A 19,289-nucleotide genomic window follows, 5' to 3' on the forward strand; every position below is an offset into this window, starting at 1 on the left:
TTCTCCTTCAATTTACATTACTGCTCGAGCCAGTTATAGAATGGCACATCTTTCAATGGTTGTGCAGTTTCCGTCTTTCGGTCCCTCTTTTGATGAACTCTAAATTTTTGTCCTTGCTCCCTTGCCTGTTCTAAGGTTTTAATTCCATTCTTTTTCCACTCGAATAAAATTCGATCAATGTATCGGAAATTCAATTTTCCGGAAATGACAGACTCCCTCAGAGCTGACTTAATGATTTCGGGTTGATGGTCATCCTCCATCCACATTGCCAATGTCTCACATTCAAAGGGAGATAAAGGGCGGCCGAACTCCTGTTCAAAAATCGTATAAAGGCTCTCCCCCGCTTTTTGAATTTCTGCAGACTCTGCCTGTTTCAAAGTTTTCAAGAAACAGTCCATCATTTTTTCATACAGTGGAGACAACGAATATTTTTCCTGTCCGATTTCTTGGCTCCCCTCAACCACCATTTCAACAAATCCCCTTTGGACCAAACGCTGGATCATGAATAGACATTCCGTTTCCTGCAATGTCATTCGGTCAGAAAGTTGGGAGGGTGCAGGGAAATGATTACCTTTATCGATGAAGCTTTGCAATTGTAATAATAGGACCATTTCTTGTTCATTCAGTCCCATTGCACTATAGTTAGTCAACAAAAAGGATGGAATCGTTATCGTTCCTTCCTTAAACCACGCATATAAATGTTCTTTATTCATGTTTTTGGACACCTCTGGTTTAGTATAACATGAATACGGCTCATCGAATAAGTTTATAATTTTAACAAAAAACGGTTATCTGCCAATAGGCAAGATAACCGCTTCATAACGTAATCAAGGATATAATCGATTTAATAGACGTGGGAACGGGATGGTTTCACGGACATGCTCGACTCCACTGATCCATGCTACGGTGCGTTCCAATCCCAAACCGAAGCCTGAATGCGGCACAGAGCCATATTTTCTTAATTCCATATACCATTTGTAAGCATCTTCGCTCAAGCCATGCTCATTGATTCTCTGTTCAAGCAATCCCTGATCATGAATCCGTTCTGAACCGCCAATTATTTCTCCATATCCTTCCGGAGCGATCAAATCGGCACAAAGAACGACTTCTTCCCTGTCAGGATCTGGCTGCATATAGAAAGGTTTGATTTTGGTTGGGTAATGAGTTATGAAAACGGGCTTATCATAACTTTCCGCTATCGCAGTTTCATGCGGAGCTCCAAAATCATCCCCCCATTGAATATCATCAAATCCTTGTTCATGAAGGAACTTAATGGCTTCATCATATGTAATGCGCGGGAAAGGAGCTTGGATTTGTTCAAGCTTCGATGTATCACGGCCCAGTGTATTCAACTCAAGCTCACAGTTTTTCAATACGGATTGGATGATGGAAGAAACGAATTTCTCCTGTACCTCCAGGTTTTCTTTAAATTCGATGAAAGCCATTTCTGGTTCAATCATCCAGAACTCGATTAAGTGTCGTCTTGTTTTGGATTTTTCTGCCCTGAAGGTTGGGCCAAAGGAAAATACCTTCCCAAGTGCCATGGCTGCCGCTTCCATATAGAGTTGACCACTTTGTGAAAGGTATGCATCCTCATCAAAGTATTTAGTCGCGAACAATTCACTCGTTCCCTCTGGTGCGCTTCCCGTTAAAATTGGGGGATCCACTTTAACGAAGCCTTCTTCATTAAAGAATTCATATGTAGCACGGATTATTTCGTTCCGGATTTTCATGACTGCATGCTGCCGTTTTGAACGCAGCCACAAATGGCGGTTATCCATTAAAAATTCAGGACCATGCGCTTTAGGTGTAATGGGATAATCCAATGATTCATGAATGATTTCAATATCTTTCACCTGTAATTCAAAACCGAACGGCGAGCGTTCATCCTTTTGAATGACACCAGTTACATACAAGGATGACTCTTGCGAAACCGATTTCGCACGAGCGAAAATCTCTTCTCCCACTTCAGCTTTCACGACCACCCCTTGAATAAAACCAGAGCCATCACGTATTTGAAGGAAAGCAATTTTCCCACTGGAACGTTTGCTGGCAAGCCAGCCTCCAATGGTTACTTCTTGATCGACGAATTTGCTAGCATCTTTTATTGTAATTTTCACGGAATTTACCTCCAAAAATAACTTAACTTACTAATGAATTTACTCTACTTATTATACCCATAGCCCTGCTTACAAGCAAATAAATCAATTGAAGCGGAGGTTCCATGCCTTTTATATCATTCTTATTATGTTTTTGTCGCGTATTCGCCAGATTGTTGCATAATAAATTACTTTTCACTAATGCCCATGCTCTTATTACAGTAAAATCATCTCGGTATATGTATAGGCCGACATTTCTAATATTGAACAAAGGATTGAATCCAATCAACCAATGGTAATCAAATACTCTTTACCATTCATCATCGGAATATCAGGAATATCCCCCATTCATAATCTTTCAATTTGAACTCCTTGCTTCATACTAACTAAATGTTCCAGGCATTTTTCTGTTGAAACCCAGCTTTTTTCTAACATTTTTTGTCTAATTATACTGAATAATCTAAATATGTTGAACTTAAACAAAAAATCATATACGATATCATATATGATTAATTAAAAAATCAAGGGGTGAGTGCCATGGCAAAAGCAAGAGTTAAACTCCAAAAGTCAGATTACTCAGAAGAAGTGGAAATACTGTCGAACCGCTATATATTAATGAACGGTGTTAAGTATGAGGTATCACGAATCAAGTTGGATAACCCTATTTCCGGAACGGTATATGGAACATTATTAAACTATAAAGGATCATTGGAAGCAATGAAGGGAAAGATCGACCATCCGCCTTATAATGAACCTCCTAAAGGGCCGATCCTTTATATTAAACCTAGAAACACGTTTTCTTCTTATTCAAATCCAGTTCCCCTTCCAACCGGCATACCTGAATTGGAAATCGGAGCCGCACTTGGAATAGTGATCAGTAAAACGGCGACAAGAGTCAAGAAAGAACATGCCTCGGATTATATAGAAGGTTTTACGATCGCCAATGATATTAGCATTCCTCATGAAAGCGTTTTCCGTCCTGCTATCCGCCATAAAGCCCGTGATGGATTTTGCCCGATCGGTCCATGGGTCGTATCCAAGGAATCCATCTCCAACCCCGATTCTTTAGGACTTCGTGTATATATTAATGGAGAGCTAAGGCAAGAAAATTCAACTTCAAATCTAATTCGCTCCATCCCCCGGCTTATTGAGGATGTAACGGACTTCATGACCTTGAATACGGGTGACGTCCTTCTAGTTGGAGTTCCTGAGAATGCACCGCTGGCCAAAGCCAATGATCAAGTCAGGATAGAAATAGACGAAATCGGTTATTTGGAAAATACGATCATTTCCGAGGAAAAATTATCACTGGAGGGGATTTTATGAAGAGAGCACGTGTAGCCTATGCAGGTGCCATACATCCAGCAAGTGAATATCATGGCCAGCTCCAATTGGCGGATGGCCGGCTTGTCAATGAGCAGGACGTTGTCTGGCTTCCCCCTGTGGAACCACGAACTGTCTTCGCGCTTGGCTTGAATTATGCAGACCATGCGAAGGAGCTAGCTTTTAAAGCCCCGGAAGAACCCCTTGCATTCTTAAAAGGTCCCAATACATTCATCGGCCACCGGGGACAGACAAGGCGGCCTGCTGATGCAGCTTATATGCATTATGAATGTGAACTGGCAGTGGTCATCGGTAAAAAGGCGAGGAACATAAAAAAGGAAGAAGCCTTTAATTATGTAAGTGGATATACGATTGCAAATGATTATGCAATACGGGATTATCTGGAGAACTACTACCGGCCAAATTTAAAGGTCAAAAATCGCGATACCTGCACCCCCATTGGTCCCTGGCTCGTCGATGCCGAAGATATTCCAGATCCTTCGAATCTTGCCATCAAAACTTACGTCAACCGAAAATTGACTCAGCAAGGCAACACGAAAGACATGATTTTCGGCATTGCTGATTTAATTGAATATTTCAGCAGCTTCATGACATTGAGTCCAAACGATATCATATTGACAGGCACACCTGAAGGCTTGGCGGATACTGCTGTAGGCGATGAAATCATCACTGAAATTGAAGGTATCGGAAAACTCGTTAGCACAATAGTCGGGGACGATGTATTTACTGAAATCGGGGATCGGCCTCATCTGAATATCCACAAATAATGGAAGGGACTGATCATATGCCTCATATAATTATTGAATATACGGATAATATCAAAGATGAAATCCAGATTGACGGCTTATTAAGAAAGGTGAATGATGTACTGATATCCTATCCCTCCATCTTTCCCATTGGCGGGATTCGATCCCGGGCCATTGAATTGAAGCATTATCGTGTTGCCAATGGTACAGAGGATGATGCTTTTGTTCATGCCATACTAAAAATTGGCGCTGGACGCCAGGACAGTGATAAAACAAAAGTATGTGACCACCTTTTCGAAACGATGGAGTCCCATTTGGCATCCCTCTTTTCAAAAAGATATCTTGCCCTCTCCATGGAACTTACGGAATTCAGTGATTTTGGCACATATAAAAAGAATAATATCCATAATCGATATAATAAATGAACAATACTTCATATTTAAAGGCCTTCCAAATCATCGGGAAGGCCTTTAAATTAATATGTTTTGCCAATGCTACCGGGCTCAGTTGATTTCTGCAAGGTTTTCAGTACGGTTCAAGAACTCCTTGACACGGTCCACATATTCCTGTTTATCATAGCCGTTATATAAAGCGCTAGCCATACGGACCGGATCCCCAAAAAAGAATCTTTCGTACAGCGTTTGCCTGGATCCAAATGAACTCATGCATACATCCCATGCGAGACGATACAATTTAACCCTGTCATAGGCCCCACCATTCGCAGCTTGAAGATATTTATCCAAATCCGGTCGAAGCTCCGAATCGAAATCGGCTTCATTTGGTATCGCCATTAAGCCACTAGCCCCAAGAAGCTGCATTATTTCACTGAATCTAGGGTAAATCTTCGGATAATAATTACGGGCTATGTTTAACGGTGTGAAATCGGGTGTCATCATTCCCCACTTATCCACTTTCGCGTTTGCCTCCGAAGCTGTTATGAAAGCCTTTACCGTTTCAAGCGCTATGATGACTTCCGAGATTTTTTCCTGAACATGCTGGTATTGCCCGATATTGATGGTTTCCACCATTAGTTGCAGAATCCCCAGAATGAACTCGGTTTTGGCGATATTCTTCGCTACCACCTGATGGGTCATATGAACAACCGCATTGCTTTCATTATAAGCCTGGTTGCAAATGCCGACATCCCCATATGCAAATACCCGATTCCAAGGAACGACTACATCATCAAAAGCGATAATCGTATCCATTTCCTCAAATCTTGAACCAAGAGGATGGTCAAAATGTGATTTGCCATAGTCGAATGATTCACGACAGATGAATTTCAACCCTGGTGTATTATTTGGTATGGAGAATGCGAATGCATAAGGGTTTTCTTCTTCCGATTGTTTAAGCAATGTTGAAGGGAATACCATGATTTCATCCGTTATTCCCCCTTGTGTAGCTAATAATCTAGCTCCCTTTATAATAAGCCCTTCTGAATTCTTGCCAGCAATCCGTGCAGCGATGTAAGGGTCCGGAAGCTTTGCGGCACTAACTCCCCTATTAACCTGGGGTTGAATCAGGGTATGTGTCAACGACAAATCCTTTTCCCTGCAGAGCTCATAATAATCTTTCATATTTTTAGCAAATGCCGAATCCTGAGTGCCGAACATATCAGCTGCTGTACCGTACGCCATCATCCCACTGTTGATATAGTCAGGGGAACGTCCCATCATTCCATTATTATGCCTTGCCCATTCTTGAATCATTTTCCTCCTTTTTTCAAGGTCTTCCTTAGTCCGCGGCTGCATGAATGAGGTCCCTACTCTTTCGTTTGAAGTTGGTGAAATATAAGTCATGATGTCAGTTTTCGCGGAATCATGCTGCAAATCATATAATTCGGCCTGTGATTTCATGACCCCTTTAAAAGCTGGGTGTTGACTGATCTTATTTTTTACTTGCTCTCCATTGATCCATACATTCGCCTTTGCTTTGTCTACCCTATCGATATATTCTTTACCTGTTTTAGCCGGCATGCTTACATCCCCCTTTAGTATTAATTTAATGAAGCGCTTACAATTAAATAAATTCCAAAAATTGAATTAATTCCTATAACAAAATATACCATGTGTTATGATATATATATAATACTTAAAAAATTCAATATGTATATGTAAATCATATGTATGAGGTGTATATAATGGACATCCGGCAGTTAAAGTATTTTGTGACGATCGTTCAGGAAGAACAAGTAACCAAAGCCGCAAAAAAATTACATATGGCTCAACCGCCCCTTAGCCAGCAACTTAAATTAATGGAAATGGAAATCGGTGAAAAACTTTTCGATCGGAATGGAAAGAAACTTGAACTCACTGAAACTGGTAAGGTCCTTTATAAAAAAGCTGAAGCTCTATTAATCCAGTTCGAAGAATCACTACTGGAAGTGAAGGAAGTCAGTAAAGGGGTAAAGGGTACTCTTTCCATAGGGTCAGTAAAAACTTGCTTTTCTTACATTCCGCAAAGGATGAGAACCTTTAGGGTTAAATACCCTGACATTCGTTTCAAGTTAATGGAAGGTGATACGTTCCGTTTGACAGAAGGCTTAATAAACAGGGAAATCGAGTTGGCCATTGTAAGGCTTCCTATTAACGGTAAGCAATTCTCATCGATTAACCTTCCGCCGGAAGATTTTGTGCTTGTCACCCCAAAAGATTGGGATATCCCAGACTCGATCGAATTCAAACAAATTAAGGAATATCCCCTCTTATTGCTGCATAGGGTTAGCGGTCAAGGTACTTACGAACTTATAGTGGATGAATGTCTAAGACATGGATTTGACCCTACGATTGTATGTGAATGTCCTGATGCTGCCATGATCTTATCTTTAGTGAAGGAAGGAGTAGGCGCTACCATCATGCCACGTACCACGTCCAAATCGTTTTCAACCCAGGGGATAAAAATAGTCGAATTGATAGATTGTGTAGTACAATCGGAAGCCGCCCTTATTTGGCTCGAAGAACGCTATATTTCCAAAGGAGCCGTCAAATTCCTAGAAACATTTTCTGAAGGAATGCCCAGTTATCCCTGAATATTAGTGCACCTGTACCTCTTTCTAGTAATCTTTTGTATTTGTTCGAATTTCTTTATCCTTGAAAAGAAAAAAGCAACCTATCATTTGATGGCCGCTTTTTCAAATCCATTCACAATTGCGTTGACCTGTGCTTTATTTATAGGCATGCCTTTACATCATTTAATGTCGCAAAACCCCCTTAACATCATGACCGGTATTGGACTTTACCAGGATTTCATTATAATTGTCTTTTGCAACCGTTTTCGGACCGGTCCTGCGATTGCCGATCAAGGCACCTAAATAGCAGGCGATGAATCCAAGCGGAATGGAAACGATTCCTGGTGAATTCAAAGGGAAAATCGGTTCACCTGTCATTATGGATGCTCCGGGGACCGGGTTCCAGACATTTGGACTGAGGGCCACGAGCAAAAGTGTTCCAAAAAGACCTGTCATCATACCGACTATCGCTCCAGTTTTATTGAATTTTTTCCAATAGATCGTAAGAAGGATTACTGGCAAATTCGAACTGGCGGCCAATGTAAAGGCGATAGATGCCAGAAACGCTACATTGAATTCCTGCAGACCTAATGATAAAACAATCGCAAGTGCAGTCACACCAATAGAAGCCCATCTAGCCATCGTCATTTGCTGTTTTTCCGTCGCTTTTCCATCTTTTAATATTTCATTATAAAAATCATGTGAAAATGCCGTAGCACCTGTTAAAACGATTCCTGCAACTACTGCGAGTATCGTTGCGAAAGAAACGGCCGCAATAAATGCGAATAAGATGTCCCCGCCCACAAGCTGGGCCAATAAAGGTGCAGCCATGTTACCTGCTGGATTAGCGGCCATGATATTCGATGTTCCGACCAACTTAGCAGCACCGAATCCGAGAAAAATGACCATGATATGAAATGCACCCATAATCCACATCACCCAAACAACCGACTTTCTTGCCACTCGTGCATTCGGGACAGTCAAAAAACGTATTAAAATGTGAGGCAGACCTGCCGTTCCCAGAATCAGACCCAGTGACAAGGATGCTGCATCCCACCCACTGGCATACTTAATTCCTGCCTTCAGGTAATCTGCACCCATGGGTGTCGCAGTTTTCATATCCGTGAAAATTCCGATGAAACTAAAATTCAACTTCCACATGACGATCATGAATAATATAAACACTCCGCCTATCAGCAGGATGGCTTTAATGATCTGCACCCAGCTCGTCGCCGTCATCCCCCCGAATAGAACAAATACCAGCATTACAATACCTACGATGATGACAGAAATATTATACGGGATGTCTAAAAGCAATTTAAATAAAGCGCCTGCAGCAACAAGTTGCCCCAGCATGTACATGACTGATATCACCAGGGTATTAAATGCGGTCACTCCCCGGACCTGTTTATATTTAAACCTTGTAGTCACCATATCAGCCAATGTGTATTTCCCTAAGTTCCTTAATGGCTCAGCCACTAGGAATAACACGACAAGAAATGAAACAAGTGCTCCATACATCAGGAAAAATCCATCATATCCCGTTAAGGAAAATGCCCCTATCAACCCTAAAAACGTGGAAGCCGACATAAAATCCCCGGCCAATGCAAGTCCATTTTGCCTAGCGGTCAACCCGCCCCCAGCCGTATAAAAGGAGCCTGCCGTTTTAGTTTTTTTTGAAGCGAAATACGTGATGAAAAGCGTACCTATCGACATTAGCGCAAAGAGAATGATAACTGTCCAATTCATGTTTCAAAGCCCTTCTTTCTCGATGATTTCTTTTATTTGTTCATCGATTCTTTCAGATTTCCTTACATATATGCTGCAAACCCATACAGACATAACCGTAATGGAGACACCGTACGCCCACGCCCAGGTTATGTCCCCGATGAAAGGGTGATCCAGGATATCTGTGTAAAAAACTAAGAAGGGCAAAAGCAAGGAATATCCCATAAAGAAAATCGTAAAAGGGATGACGAACTTCTTTTTGTCGGAAAGCATATTCTGAAACTCTTTGGAGGCAACAATCTTTTCATAATCCACTAGATTGGTTTGTTCCGATTCATCAAGGTTTTTTTCCAGCCGAACCATCTCTACACACCTCTTCTGATATTTATTTTTACAAGGACGGTCCTGGTAGTATTCCTCCAATGTCAGCCGCATTCTTCAATGGCACAGATCCCCCTCCATCCCAGAATACCTACAACCTCATCTGCCCAAAGAGGGTCTGAAGCCCATTCCCTAAGCTTTCCATACTCCTTTTGTGAAACCGATGAAACTTACAAATAGGGCAGCAGTAAGCTCCCACTGCTGCCCTGTCCAAGACCATATCTTTTAAAAGGTTTGCACTTTCACATTAGTCTTGGCTGCCTATCCTTCATCTGTTTCGACTTCTTGATACATTCACTTTTCCATTTGATATGAACCTCCTTTCCTTTCAAGGGAAGAGAATCATTGAAATGTAAGTGCCAACTCCCTTGAAAGGATCCGTCCAGTATTTGATGGGCTATTCCTTATCCAGCAGTCTTCCATCAACTTTTCACCATTTGCACAGGCGCCCTTTTGAAAAGACTATGAGAGTCCATGTATTTTTGCTGAATTTCCCATCTTTCATCCTAAATCCCGCTTCTTTTTAGATGATGAATTCAGGCTTACTTTTTGCCAGGATCGGTTCTTTAAGAGGAACTTCTTCTCCTGATATTATATCAAGTACAGAAGATGCCTCATCAAACCATGAATCCGGAGCTTGGGCTCCCCAGAATGTCTGCCGTCTTGGATCATTCAAATCCCAATGAATCGGTTCGGTATCCGGGTCAGATGTTAAGTAATCCCCATTGTATAATTCGATCCTGTGACCATCCGGATCTCTTAAATATAGGAAGAATGCATTGGATAGGCCATGCCTCCCTGGGCCGCGTTCGATTGACTTTGCATATCCAAGAGATGCCAGTACATCACAGGCATGGATAAGTGCAAGCGGGTCAGGCAGAAAGAAGCCTACATGATGAAGTCTTGGACCGATACCGTTCATGAATGCCTGGTCATGGACCGTTTGCTTTCTATGTAGCCACGTTGCCCATAATTTGCCCGACTCATCCACAGTATCTTCCGAGCAGGCAAAACCTAATTCTTTCATATAAAAGTCAGAGGCTTTTTGCACATTTGGTACACAACAATTCACATGATCGATTCTTTGGACCCTCGAACCCCTATGCATATCATATCGTTGCAGCAATCTCTCGGCTTTATCCATTTTGTAAAAAAACTCTACTGGCAATCCTGAAATATCCTGAACTCGCAGTGACTTGCCTAGTGCATGCTGTGTTCCTTCCTGCATCCACTTCATTTTCATTCCCTTGGACAGAAAGAAAGATTCCAACCCTTCAAGGTCTTCCTCTTTTTCAACCTTGTATCCTATTGCCTCAACGCTTGGCTTTTCTGCCTTTTGCAAGATAAGCGAATGATGATGCGCTTCCTCTAAACCACGTAAATATATGTGGTCATTCGTTCTTTCCGTTTCAATAAAACCTAAAGCATCCACATAAAAGGCTCTTGATTTATCTAAATCTGTTACATTAAGTATCGTTCTCGCAACACGAATAATAGAAAAATTCATAGTATTCTCCCCTTCTTTAATGAAACCCGGATTAGTTTTCAGCAGAAGAAACGGCATTTTGTTTTACGTCGCCAAATTTCGGAATGTGATGTTCTCCAATTGCCACGTGGATAACTTGTGTTTCCGTATAGAATTCAAAGCTATAATGGCCGCCTTCACGTCCTACCCCACTATATTTCGACCCTCCAAAAGGAATCCGCAAATCCCTAACGTTTTGGGAATTCACCCAGACCATCCCACTATCGACAGCTTGAGCAAACCTATGTCCACGTTTCATATCATTGGTCCATACATAAGCAGCTAGCCCATACTTTACATCATTAGCCATTCTCAGTGCTTCCTCTTCAGTCTTGAAAGGAATGACTGCCATGACAGGTCCAAAAATCTCTTCTTGTGCCACCGTCATATCATTTGTACAGTTCAAAAGAAGCGTCGGGGCAATATAATTCCCTTCCTTGAATGCACTTGGTATGGCACCGCTTACAATTTCCGCCCCTTCATCTTTTGCTATATCCAGATATCGGGAGACATTATTAAAATGGTTACGATGGATCAGCGGTCCGATTTCCGTGTCTGGATCCATTGGGTTTCCAATCTTGATATTATGAACACGTTCCTTCAATTCTGCCACGAACTGGTCTATTATCGATTCATGGACAAATAATCTGGAATTGGCTGTGCAGCGCTCCCCATTGAACGAATAGATTCCCCATACCACTGAATCCAGGGCCTTTTCTAAATCGGCATCTTCAAAAATGACTGCTGGTGATTTACCGCCGAGTTCCATGGAAAAACGTTTCATTGTATCTGCACCATTTTTAATGATTTCAGCGCCGGTTGTCGTTTCTCCGGTAAAGGATATCAATTGGACTTCAGGATGGGCAACCAAGGACGCCCCCGCTGTCTCCCCAAAACCGTGAACAATATTGAATACGCCTTTTGGCAGACCGGATTGATCAATGATTTGAGCTAATTTATTGGCAGTCAATGGAGACCACTCCGCTGGTTTAAGGACACATGTATTACCTGTAGCCAGGGCCGGGGCGATCTTCCAGGTTTCTAACATGAAAGGTGCATTCCAAGGAGTGATTAATCCTGCCACTCCTATCGGTTTATGAATCGTATAATTGATGAAAGTGTCATCCACTTGATATGACTCTCCTATCAGCCTGCTTTTCACCATTTCAGAATAAAAACGAAAATTCTCCGCTCCCCTTGCCGCTTGTTTTTTTGTCTGGCTAATCGGCAACCCTGTATCCAGTGATTCCAAAAAGGAGATTTCTTCGGCATTTTCTTCAATTAGATCAGCAATCCTATTCATGTACTTCAATCTTTCTTCCACTTTCATCGTTCTCCATGGGCCATTATCGAATGCAGCTCTTGCGGCGGCGACCGCTTGATCAATATCCTCTTTAAAGCCTTCTGCCACATTATTGATTGCTTGATTATTAAAAGGGCTTAGATTTTCAAATGTTTTTCCTGAGATACCATCCACAAATTGACCATTGACGTAATGCTTCACATCCTGCACGGGAAAAGTTTGCATGATAAATCCTCCTTTAAAAATTAATTCGGGAAGATGACAAAAATCGTTTGGATTTGTGCAATCTTCCCAATCTAGCTTTATGACTGGATTTTTTGGTCAATCAACCCGTATGATTGAAGGGTTTCACGCAGTTCTTTTTCCAATGGTTCCGAAGGCGGTCCCATAGGCGGCCTTAATGCCGGATTGATTTTCCCCATCATCCCCATCGCAGCTTTTAATGGTCCTGGATTGGTTTCTTTAAACAAAACATCATTCAATGGCATTAATTTGTAATGGAGGTCAAGCGCCTTATCTACATCACCCTCCACCCAAAGGTTATAAATGTCCGCCACTTCTTTAGGAGTGATATTGGCAGTAGCACTTATATGTCCTGCCCCTCCAATAGCCAACATTGGATAGCATAATAATTCAATGCCAGAATATAAGAGAAAATCCCTTCCGCAATTCAATAAGACACGGTTCACATGTTCGAAATCTTTATTAGATTCTTTTACACCAATAATATTTTCACAATCTTCAGCAAGACGTGCCAATGTCTTCACTTCTAAATTCGTCGCCGTTCTTCCGGGGATGTTATAAACGATCAGCGGGATATCAACTGCATTGGCTACGGTTTTAAAATGATTATAAAGTGCCTGTTGATTCGGTTTATTGTAATAAGGTACGATGACTAAAGCAGCATCCGCGCCCATTTCCTGTGCCCTTTTTGTCAAATGCAACGTTTCTTTCTGATTGGCAGATCCGGTACCTGGTGCAACTGGAACACGGGCTTTTGCTGCTTTAATTGCCGTTTCCATCACTAATTCCCGTTCCTCAATAGTAAGTGAACTCGGCTCGCCTGTAGTCCCGCATAACGAAATTCCATGGGAACCGCTTTCAATATGCCAGTTTACTAGATTTTCAATTGCCTTTACATCAACTTCCATCTTGTCATCAAAGGGAGTGATAACGGGTGCGATGGATCCTCTTAAACGACTTTTGATTTCCTCGTACATTTTTTCTACCACCTTTTTATTATTTGAATATTCCGAATAATTCAAGTGAAAAAATCGGCTTTGCTTTTATCAATAATCAATCGACTATAATAAAACAAAGCCTGGGTCATCAAAGTGCCTGATCTTGATTAGTTTCCGCCCTCTGCTTGAAAGTGCTTATCGCATTCAGTTTATGCTTTCTCACCAATGATTCAATTTCTTCAAAAGATGCTTTTTCCTTTAGGAGCTTTATGATGCTTTCATGTTCGCGAATCGATTGGACTGCGCGTTGCGGCACCATGGTGAACATGGACTTTCTGACTCTATTCATTCTTTGTTGTGCCTGTTTAATTTCCTCTATTAAAAAGGAATTTCCGCACTTTTCATAAATTTCCGCATGGAAACATTCGTTTAATTTACCAAACAGCTCTAATTCAAAGTTATGGAGGGCTTTTTCCATTTCATTGTTTAAATTAATTAGATTTTCAAAATCATGATCATTCATGGTTAAAGAACTGAGTGCAGCTGCATATCCTTCAAGCAGAGATAAAACAGAAAGAGTTTCAATGTATTCGCTCTCATTTATGCTTGTAACCACCGCTCCACTATAAGGCTTATATTGAATAAGGCCGTCAGATTCCAATTGCCTGATCGCTTCCCTGACAGGAATCGGACTTAAACTAAGTTCTTTTGCCGTTTGATCGATAATGATCCGCTGTCCAGAACCATATGTTCCATCCAAAATTAATTTACGAAGGTGCTCATAAGCTAGTTGCTTTTTGCTAGGGTTTTTGCTTTTATCTTCCATATTTTCATCATATATGAAATCATATATGATTGCAATCGATTTTCATTAAAAATCATATATGATTTTTCACATGCTTGTTTTGCATATATGAATGACCTGTGCCTATGAATAGACAGAATGTATCTAGAAAATCCGGCAGCCCACGCAATGTCCCGCCTTCTTCACGTATCGAAATATAATCCAACTATAAAAAACCTGCAGACTCAGTCTGCAGGTTTTTTATAAATTAGGCCATTTTTGAATTAACGAATGAATGTATTCTTTCAACGGCTGCTTCCAGCAGCTCCAGTGAAGTTGCATAAGAGAGTCTGATGTTATCAGGTGCACCGAACCCTGAACCTGGAATAACAGCCACTTGAGCTTCTTCAAGCAACGCAGTCGTAAAATCTTCGACATTGCTATACCCTGTTAATTCAACTGCACGTTTAACGTTCGGGAATAAATAAAATGCCCCTTGTGGTTTAATGCAGCTTACGCCTGGAATTTCAACCAATTTATCATAGATTTTATTCAAACGGCTTTCAAATGCTTGACGCATTTCCTCAACAGGCTCCTGTGTACCTTCATAAGCCGCAATCGCACCATATTGAGCGGTTGTGGTTGGGTTGGATGTGCTATGGCTAGCAAGGTTCGCCATTGCTTTAATGATGGACTCATCACCGGCTGCATAACCTATTCTCCAGCCAGTCATCGAGTGAGATTTAGAAACACCATTGATGATGATCGTTTGCTTTTTCAATTCAGGTGAAATCTCTGCAATGGATGTATGTTTAGCATTTCCATAAACCAATTTTTCGTAAATTTCGTCGGAAACGATCAAGATATCATGAGCCAGGCAAACTTCCCCGATAGCCGCCAATTCTTCCCTGGAATAAAGCATGCCCGTTGGATTGCTTGGAGAGTTGATGATAACCGCTTTCGTTTTATCGGTAATTGCTTGTTCTAATTGTTCTTTCGTGATTTTATATTGATTTTCTTCCGTACAAACTATATAAACCGGCTTACCGTCAGCAAGCTTGATTTGCTCAGGATAGCTCACCCAATATGGTATCGGAACAATGACTTCATCTTCTTCATCCAGGATAGCTTGAAACAATGTGTACAGCGAGTGCTTTGCACCTGATCCAACTGCAATTTCAGACGGTTTGTAATCCAAGCCCTGATCACGCTTCAATTTAGCCGCAATTGCTTCTTTTAACTTCGGCAGACCAGCGGATGGCGTGTATTTAGTTTGACCTTCATTCATGGAAAGAAGTGCTGCATCTATGATATGTTTGGGCGTATTATAGTCTGGTTCACCTGCACCCAAACCAATTATATCTAAACCTTGGGCCTTAAGTTCCTTTGCTTTTGCCGTAATGGCCAATGTTGTTGATGGCGTTAATGACTGAACACGGTTCGCTAATTTCATTTTAAATTAATCCTCCATTCTAAATGCTTCGATAATACTTTAGCCATTCCCCAGTTTTAAAATCATAATAGTCATAATTAAAGCGCTCGGATTCATCAAGATACGTTACTTCCCAAAGCGGGACGTTCTTTTCCATGCCTAGCTTAACCGAAATGATTTTTTGGGGATTAAGCTTTTCTTTGACAATGTTCATGATTTCTTTTTTTGATTTACCATCTTTATAGTTTTCCACTACTATTTCTTTCTTCTTGTCCTCAGGAAGCCAGACTATTTTTTTAGTCCCTTTTTCCCCCTTACCAATGATGACAGAGTATGAATCCTGCCCATTATAAAGGTAGAATTCTTCCATGGTAACAAGGCCGCCCTCTTCCTTTGCCTTTTTAAAAGCCTCATTACCAGCCTCTTTTTTAGGCTGCAACGCTTTAATATATGCCCCGCTGACAAATCCGATAAAACAAAGGACTAGGATAGAAGCAATAATCAACCATTTTTTCAAAGCTGCTTTTCCTTCTTTCTATGTACGATAAATTGTAAATATCGCTTTTTCTTGATCTTGGGAATCCAATGCCAGACCGAACATCAAATCATCTTTTTTCAATGTTCGGTTCAAGGAATCCACAATTTTATACAGATCAGGAGAATGTTGTAACCTGACTGTTGAAATTACTTCGATTTTACTTTCCATGAAAATGCCCCTCCATTTTAATAAATTGTCAACAACCACTGGTATGAATAGGATTTGAAGGCTTTACCACCTATCACATTATACCAGTTCAGTGGTTATTTTTCTTTAAAAATTATAAAAATTCCTGGATTAATGAATTATCAAGACCCTTTAAATCCACTCTTCTATCATTTCAGCCATTTCTGAAATAGTGCCTTGGTGCCAGTCCACTTTCGGAATGGCCTTTTGAAATTCAGTTCCATATTTAGCCGTGATGATGCGGCGATCAAGTATTACCAAAATCCCTTTATCTTCTGGAGTGCGTATAAGCCTGCCGAAACCTTGTCGGAACCTTAATAGGGCTTCGGGTAATGAATACTCAGAGAATGGATTGCGCCCCTGCTTCTCGAGAAGTTGGCATTTTGCAGCTGTCACTGGTTCATCCGGTGGCGAAAAAGGCAGCCTGACAATGATTAAACAAGATAAATCCTCGCCAGGGATATCGACGCCCTCCCATAGGCTTGTTGTCCCAAACAGGACCGCTTTCTCGAAGTTTTGGAAATTCCTGAGCAGCCTCATCCGGCTGCCGCCAGAAATCCCTTGTGCAAACAGGGTGAACTCATCCAGAACACCACAATCTTTGACCGAATGATAGGTTGCGCGCAGCATTTCATGCGAGGTGAATAATACCATCATTCTCCCTTTCGCTGCCTGAGCGGCAGCAATAATATGGTTAGCCGCGGTTTCGGAGAATTCCTCCACCGATAAACAATTGATATCTGGTAGATCATTTGGAACCAGTACCTTTACGAGTTTCTTATAGGGAAAGGGTGATGGAAAACTTGCTGTCTGCATAGGTTCATTCTCTAATCCGAGTTGTTCCTTAAAATACTTAAAAGAATCCTTCACCACAAGGGTTGCCGATGTCATGACCACACTTTTTTGGCGCCCGAAATAGGAATCCCATAGCCGTTTACTGCCTGCAATCGGCTGAACCGTCAAAGTCACCCCATGCTGAGGTGCTGCATTCGTATAATCAAGCCAATAAATATTTTCTTCATGCGGCTTGATGAAAAACTCATGCAAGGAGTCCCTGGTATCCTGTAAATGTCCAAGCAGCACCTCGATATCATTCAAGTGAAATAATGAATTTTTCCCTAATGGGGATTCATTATTCAATAAAAGGGCCAATCTTTTCTCTAACTCCGTGATGATGTATCCTAATAAATCCACCAACCGCTCAGCGACAAGAATCGCTTTTCCCCATCTTCCGTCATCTATTTTGAATGAAAGCCGTTTTGGACTTAAAGAACGTGAAAGTTTTTCCGCCTGATTGGAAAGGTAATAAAAAAGCTGTTCGAATTCATACGAAAAATCACTAAGCTTTTGATCCAATTCATGTGAAGATCTCCCGTCCGTCAGTCCGTTATTCAAAAGCATCCTGTCCAATTTATATAATAATTGCTTTTGATCCGATGTCCCTAGTCTGTTCAAAATCGTCTTCACCGAAATGTAATTAAGCCTGCTCCCAAGCTGTTTGGATGCAGCCTGTTCCAAATGGTGTGCTTCATCGAGAACCAAATACCCTTTTTTGGGAATCAAGGCGTCTTCCGTAAGAAGATCCGTCATTAAAAATGAATGGTTAGTAATGATGATATCCGCCTTTGCAGCAGTTTTTTTTGCCCGTTCAAAAAAATCCAATTCAAGCCAGGGCTGTTTTAAACCGGCGTATGTAAGACCATCACTTTGAAGCCTATTCCAAAATAGCTGACCGCCGCTTGTAAGGTTCAATTCATCTTTATCACCTGTTACGGTCTCAGTAAGCCAAACCAATATCTGCATTTTCGTTAAGGCCGTTTCATAATTATCTTCCTTTTCACGCAAAGCCCTTTCGAACTTTGCCAAGCTCAAATAATTGCTTCTCCCCTTCAGTAAAACAGCTTGAAAGGTAAAAGGAAGGATTTTCTTAAGCTTAGGAACCTCGTTTTGAAGTAGTTGGTCCTGCAACTGAAGCGTATACGTCGAAACGACGACAGGTTTTTGATGTTTTTTTGCAAAATAAACGGCCGGAAGCAGATAACCTATCGATTTACCAATACCGGTTCCAGCTTCAATGATTGCATCCTGGCTGGTTTCGAAAGAATTGTGAATCAGGTTCATCATATCAAGTTGTCCGCTTCTTGCTTCGAATGCAGGGAATGCACTTTGGAGCATGGCTACTTTTACCTCATTGTCGAGCGGGAATTCAGACCCCGTGTCTTTATGATCACCTTCATGTTCAGCCTTTTTAAAGGCAAGGCCCCTATAAGTAATTAGATCAGGTGAATGGACTTCTGCTTTAGCAAGTTTGCTTGCAATGCAAGCATCTATTAATTCGGAAACCTCACTTTGTAAGGAATAAGATAATCGATACAACTGTTTAAGTGTCATGACTGGAAGATTCATCAGCTTTTTTTTCAATTCCAACAATAATAAAGCGGTGGCATATGCATCACTATCCGCTTGATGTGGCCTGGAATGATCTAGGTTTTCTTCTTTAGCCAGCTGGTGCAGCTTATATCCATCGGATGTTGGTTTTAATATTTTCGCTAACTCCACTGTATCAAGGGTGGAACCATAAAACGGCTCAAACCCGCATCGCACTAGTTCTTCCTGTAAAAAAGATAAATCAAATAATACATTATGGGCAACAAAACAAGCCCCTTCTATAAGCCGGGCAATATTTTCTGCAACATCTTCAAAGTCAGGTGCATTTTTTACCGTCTCGTTGCTTATTCCGGTCAATTCTTCAATAAACAAGGAAATTTCCTGTCCAGGGTGGATGAATGTCGAGTATTCATCCACGATTTGGTCATTTTCAATGACCACTCCAGCAAATTGAATAATCCTATCTCCTTTTTTTGGAGAATTCCCTGTTGTTTCCAAATCGACCACTACATATCGTTGCATCATGAATTGTACACCTCAAACTTCGCTTTCTCCACTTCCTGATGGAATTCTCTTATCTTTTTTATACCATAATAATCGTAATAAAGGAAACAAGCCGTTCATCAAAAGACGAAAAGGGCCGGCAC

17 protein-coding genes are annotated in these 19,289 nt (G+C 41.2%); 4 read left to right on the forward strand and 13 right to left on the reverse strand.

The genetic code is table 11. The features are described 5' to 3' along the window. Positions 1-17: 17 nt before the first annotated feature. Both NYE65_RS02180 and asnS read right to left on the reverse strand, forming a co-directional pair. Positions 18-713, reverse strand: a complete 696-nt coding sequence (locus tag NYE65_RS02180; protein WP_053535560.1) for a DnaD domain-containing protein — start codon at positions 711-713, stop codon at positions 18-20. Positions 714-827: 114 nt separating this feature from the next. Continuing rightward, entirely contained in the window at positions 828-2,120 is a 1,293-nt protein-coding gene (asnS, locus tag NYE65_RS02185; protein ID WP_034307905.1) for an asparagine--tRNA ligase, read from the reverse strand. Positions 2,121-2,636: 516 nt separating this feature from the next. On the opposite strand from asnS, the gene NYE65_RS02190 reads away from it, so the two are divergent. From NYE65_RS02190 to NYE65_RS02200, 3 genes are read left to right on the forward strand one after another with little or no spacing between them, the layout of a single operon-like run. Next, the gene (locus tag NYE65_RS02190) at positions 2,637-3,425 is read left to right on the forward strand and encodes a fumarylacetoacetate hydrolase family protein (protein WP_340859727.1); all 789 of its coding nucleotides are present in this window, start codon (positions 2,637-2,639) and stop codon (positions 3,423-3,425) included. After that, positions 3,422-4,210 (forward strand): fumarylacetoacetate hydrolase family protein, encoded by a 789-nt coding sequence (locus tag NYE65_RS02195; RefSeq protein WP_328176783.1) that lies wholly within the window; start codon positions 3,422-3,424, stop codon positions 4,208-4,210. The genes NYE65_RS02190 and NYE65_RS02195 overlap by 4 nt, the downstream gene beginning before the upstream one ends. Before the next feature lie 17 nt (positions 4,211-4,227). Continuing rightward, complete coding sequence (locus tag NYE65_RS02200) at positions 4,228-4,614, forward strand: 5-carboxymethyl-2-hydroxymuconate Delta-isomerase (RefSeq protein WP_340859728.1); 387 nt, start codon at positions 4,228-4,230, stop codon at positions 4,612-4,614. Positions 4,615-4,692: 78 nt separating this feature from the next. Here the strand turns inward: NYE65_RS02200 and hpaB are convergent, their stop codons facing one another. Beyond that, the gene (gene hpaB / locus NYE65_RS02205) at positions 4,693-6,165 is read right to left on the reverse strand and encodes a 4-hydroxyphenylacetate 3-monooxygenase, oxygenase component (RefSeq protein WP_340859729.1); all 1,473 of its coding nucleotides are present in this window, start codon (positions 6,163-6,165) and stop codon (positions 4,693-4,695) included. A 164-nt stretch (positions 6,166-6,329) separates the two neighbouring features. Here hpaB and NYE65_RS02210 point away from each other — a divergent pair, with 164 nt between their 5' ends. Continuing rightward, positions 6,330-7,217 (forward strand): LysR family transcriptional regulator, encoded by an 888-nt coding sequence (locus NYE65_RS02210; RefSeq protein WP_340859731.1) that lies wholly within the window; start codon positions 6,330-6,332, stop codon positions 7,215-7,217. 162 nt (positions 7,218-7,379) lie between these two features. Here NYE65_RS02210 and NYE65_RS02215 read toward each other — a convergent pair whose 3' ends face one another. From NYE65_RS02215 to dinG, 10 genes are all read right to left on the reverse strand, one after another. Continuing rightward, positions 7,380-8,945: a solute symporter family protein gene (locus NYE65_RS02215; RefSeq protein ID WP_268591114.1), complete on the reverse strand. Its 1,566-nt coding sequence runs from the start codon at positions 8,943-8,945 to the stop codon at positions 7,380-7,382. A 3-nt stretch (positions 8,946-8,948) separates the two neighbouring features. Beyond that, entirely contained in the window at positions 8,949-9,287 is a 339-nt protein-coding gene (locus tag NYE65_RS02220) for a DUF485 domain-containing protein (protein ID WP_063575763.1), read from the reverse strand. Between the two features lie 541 nt (positions 9,288-9,828). Then, positions 9,829-10,812 (reverse strand): 3,4-dihydroxyphenylacetate 2,3-dioxygenase, encoded by a 984-nt coding sequence (gene hpaD, locus NYE65_RS02225; RefSeq protein ID WP_057276309.1) that lies wholly within the window; start codon positions 10,810-10,812, stop codon positions 9,829-9,831. A gap of 31 nt (positions 10,813-10,843) precedes the next feature. Beyond that, positions 10,844-12,358 (reverse strand): 5-carboxymethyl-2-hydroxymuconate semialdehyde dehydrogenase, encoded by a 1,515-nt coding sequence (gene hpaE, locus NYE65_RS02230; RefSeq protein ID WP_340859733.1) that lies wholly within the window; start codon positions 12,356-12,358, stop codon positions 10,844-10,846. A gap of 77 nt (positions 12,359-12,435) precedes the next feature. Next, positions 12,436-13,353: a 2,4-dihydroxyhept-2-ene-1,7-dioic acid aldolase gene (gene hpaI / locus NYE65_RS02235; RefSeq protein ID WP_340859735.1), complete on the reverse strand. Its 918-nt coding sequence runs from the start codon at positions 13,351-13,353 to the stop codon at positions 12,436-12,438. Between the two features lie 109 nt (positions 13,354-13,462). Next, the gene (locus NYE65_RS02240) at positions 13,463-14,140 is read right to left on the reverse strand and encodes a GntR family transcriptional regulator (protein WP_063575759.1); all 678 of its coding nucleotides are present in this window, start codon (positions 14,138-14,140) and stop codon (positions 13,463-13,465) included. 226 nt (positions 14,141-14,366) lie between these two features. Next, the gene (locus NYE65_RS02245) at positions 14,367-15,551 is read right to left on the reverse strand and encodes a pyridoxal phosphate-dependent aminotransferase (RefSeq protein WP_340859737.1); all 1,185 of its coding nucleotides are present in this window, start codon (positions 15,549-15,551) and stop codon (positions 14,367-14,369) included. 19 nt (positions 15,552-15,570) lie between these two features. Beyond that, positions 15,571-16,047 carry a cell wall elongation regulator TseB-like domain-containing protein gene (locus NYE65_RS02250; RefSeq protein ID WP_034307930.1) on the reverse strand — a complete coding sequence of 159 codons (477 nt, stop codon included), beginning with the start codon at positions 16,045-16,047 and terminating at the stop codon, positions 15,571-15,573. 18 nt (positions 16,048-16,065) lie between these two features. Continuing rightward, positions 16,066-16,236 carry a YpmA family protein gene (locus NYE65_RS02255; protein WP_065310840.1) on the reverse strand — a complete coding sequence of 57 codons (171 nt, stop codon included), beginning with the start codon at positions 16,234-16,236 and terminating at the stop codon, positions 16,066-16,068. A gap of 150 nt (positions 16,237-16,386) precedes the next feature. Then, positions 16,387-19,167: an ATP-dependent DNA helicase DinG gene (dinG, locus tag NYE65_RS02260; RefSeq protein WP_340859740.1), complete on the reverse strand. Its 2,781-nt coding sequence runs from the start codon at positions 19,165-19,167 to the stop codon at positions 16,387-16,389. Between the last annotated feature and the right edge of the window lie 122 nt (positions 19,168-19,289).

This window comes from Peribacillus sp. FSL R5-0717 (genome assembly GCF_038002945.1).
Taxonomy (GTDB): Bacteria; Bacillota; Bacilli; order Bacillales; family DSM-1321; genus Peribacillus; species Peribacillus frigoritolerans.

Coding starts and splice junctions, on each gene's coding strand:
- hpaD (WP_057276309.1), bottom strand. CDS start 10,812: ATGAATTTTTCTATTATTCGTGTTGCGAGAACGATACTTAATGTAACA.
- hpaE (WP_340859733.1), bottom strand. CDS start 12,358: ATGCAAACTTTTCCCGTGCAGGATGTGAAGCATTACGTCAATGGTCAA.
- dinG (WP_340859740.1), bottom strand. CDS start 19,167: ATGATGCAACGATATGTAGTGGTCGATTTGGAAACAACAGGGAATTCT.
- NYE65_RS02240 (WP_063575759.1), bottom strand. CDS start 14,140: ATGGAAGATAAAAGCAAAAACCCTAGCAAAAAGCAACTAGCTTATGAG.
- NYE65_RS02190 (WP_340859727.1), top strand. CDS start 2,637: ATGGCAAAAGCAAGAGTTAAACTCCAAAAGTCAGATTACTCAGAAGAA.
- hpaI (WP_340859735.1), bottom strand. CDS start 13,353: ATGTACGAGGAAATCAAAAGTCGTTTAAGAGGATCCATCGCACCCGTT.
- NYE65_RS02245 (WP_340859737.1), bottom strand. CDS start 15,551: ATGAAATTAGCGAACCGTGTTCAGTCATTAACGCCATCAACAACATTG.
- NYE65_RS02180 (WP_053535560.1), bottom strand. CDS start 713: ATGAATAAAGAACATTTATATGCGTGGTTTAAGGAAGGAACGATAACG.
- NYE65_RS02210 (WP_340859731.1), top strand. CDS start 6,330: ATGGACATCCGGCAGTTAAAGTATTTTGTGACGATCGTTCAGGAAGAA.
- NYE65_RS02200 (WP_340859728.1), top strand. CDS start 4,228: ATGCCTCATATAATTATTGAATATACGGATAATATCAAAGATGAAATC.
- hpaB (WP_340859729.1), bottom strand. CDS start 6,165: ATGCCGGCTAAAACAGGTAAAGAATATATCGATAGGGTAGACAAAGCA.
- NYE65_RS02220 (WP_063575763.1), bottom strand. CDS start 9,287: ATGGTTCGGCTGGAAAAAAACCTTGATGAATCGGAACAAACCAATCTA.
- NYE65_RS02195 (WP_328176783.1), top strand. CDS start 3,422: ATGAAGAGAGCACGTGTAGCCTATGCAGGTGCCATACATCCAGCAAGT.
- NYE65_RS02255 (WP_065310840.1), bottom strand. CDS start 16,236: ATGGAAAGTAAAATCGAAGTAATTTCAACAGTCAGGTTACAACATTCT.
- NYE65_RS02215 (WP_268591114.1), bottom strand. CDS start 8,945: ATGAATTGGACAGTTATCATTCTCTTTGCGCTAATGTCGATAGGTACG.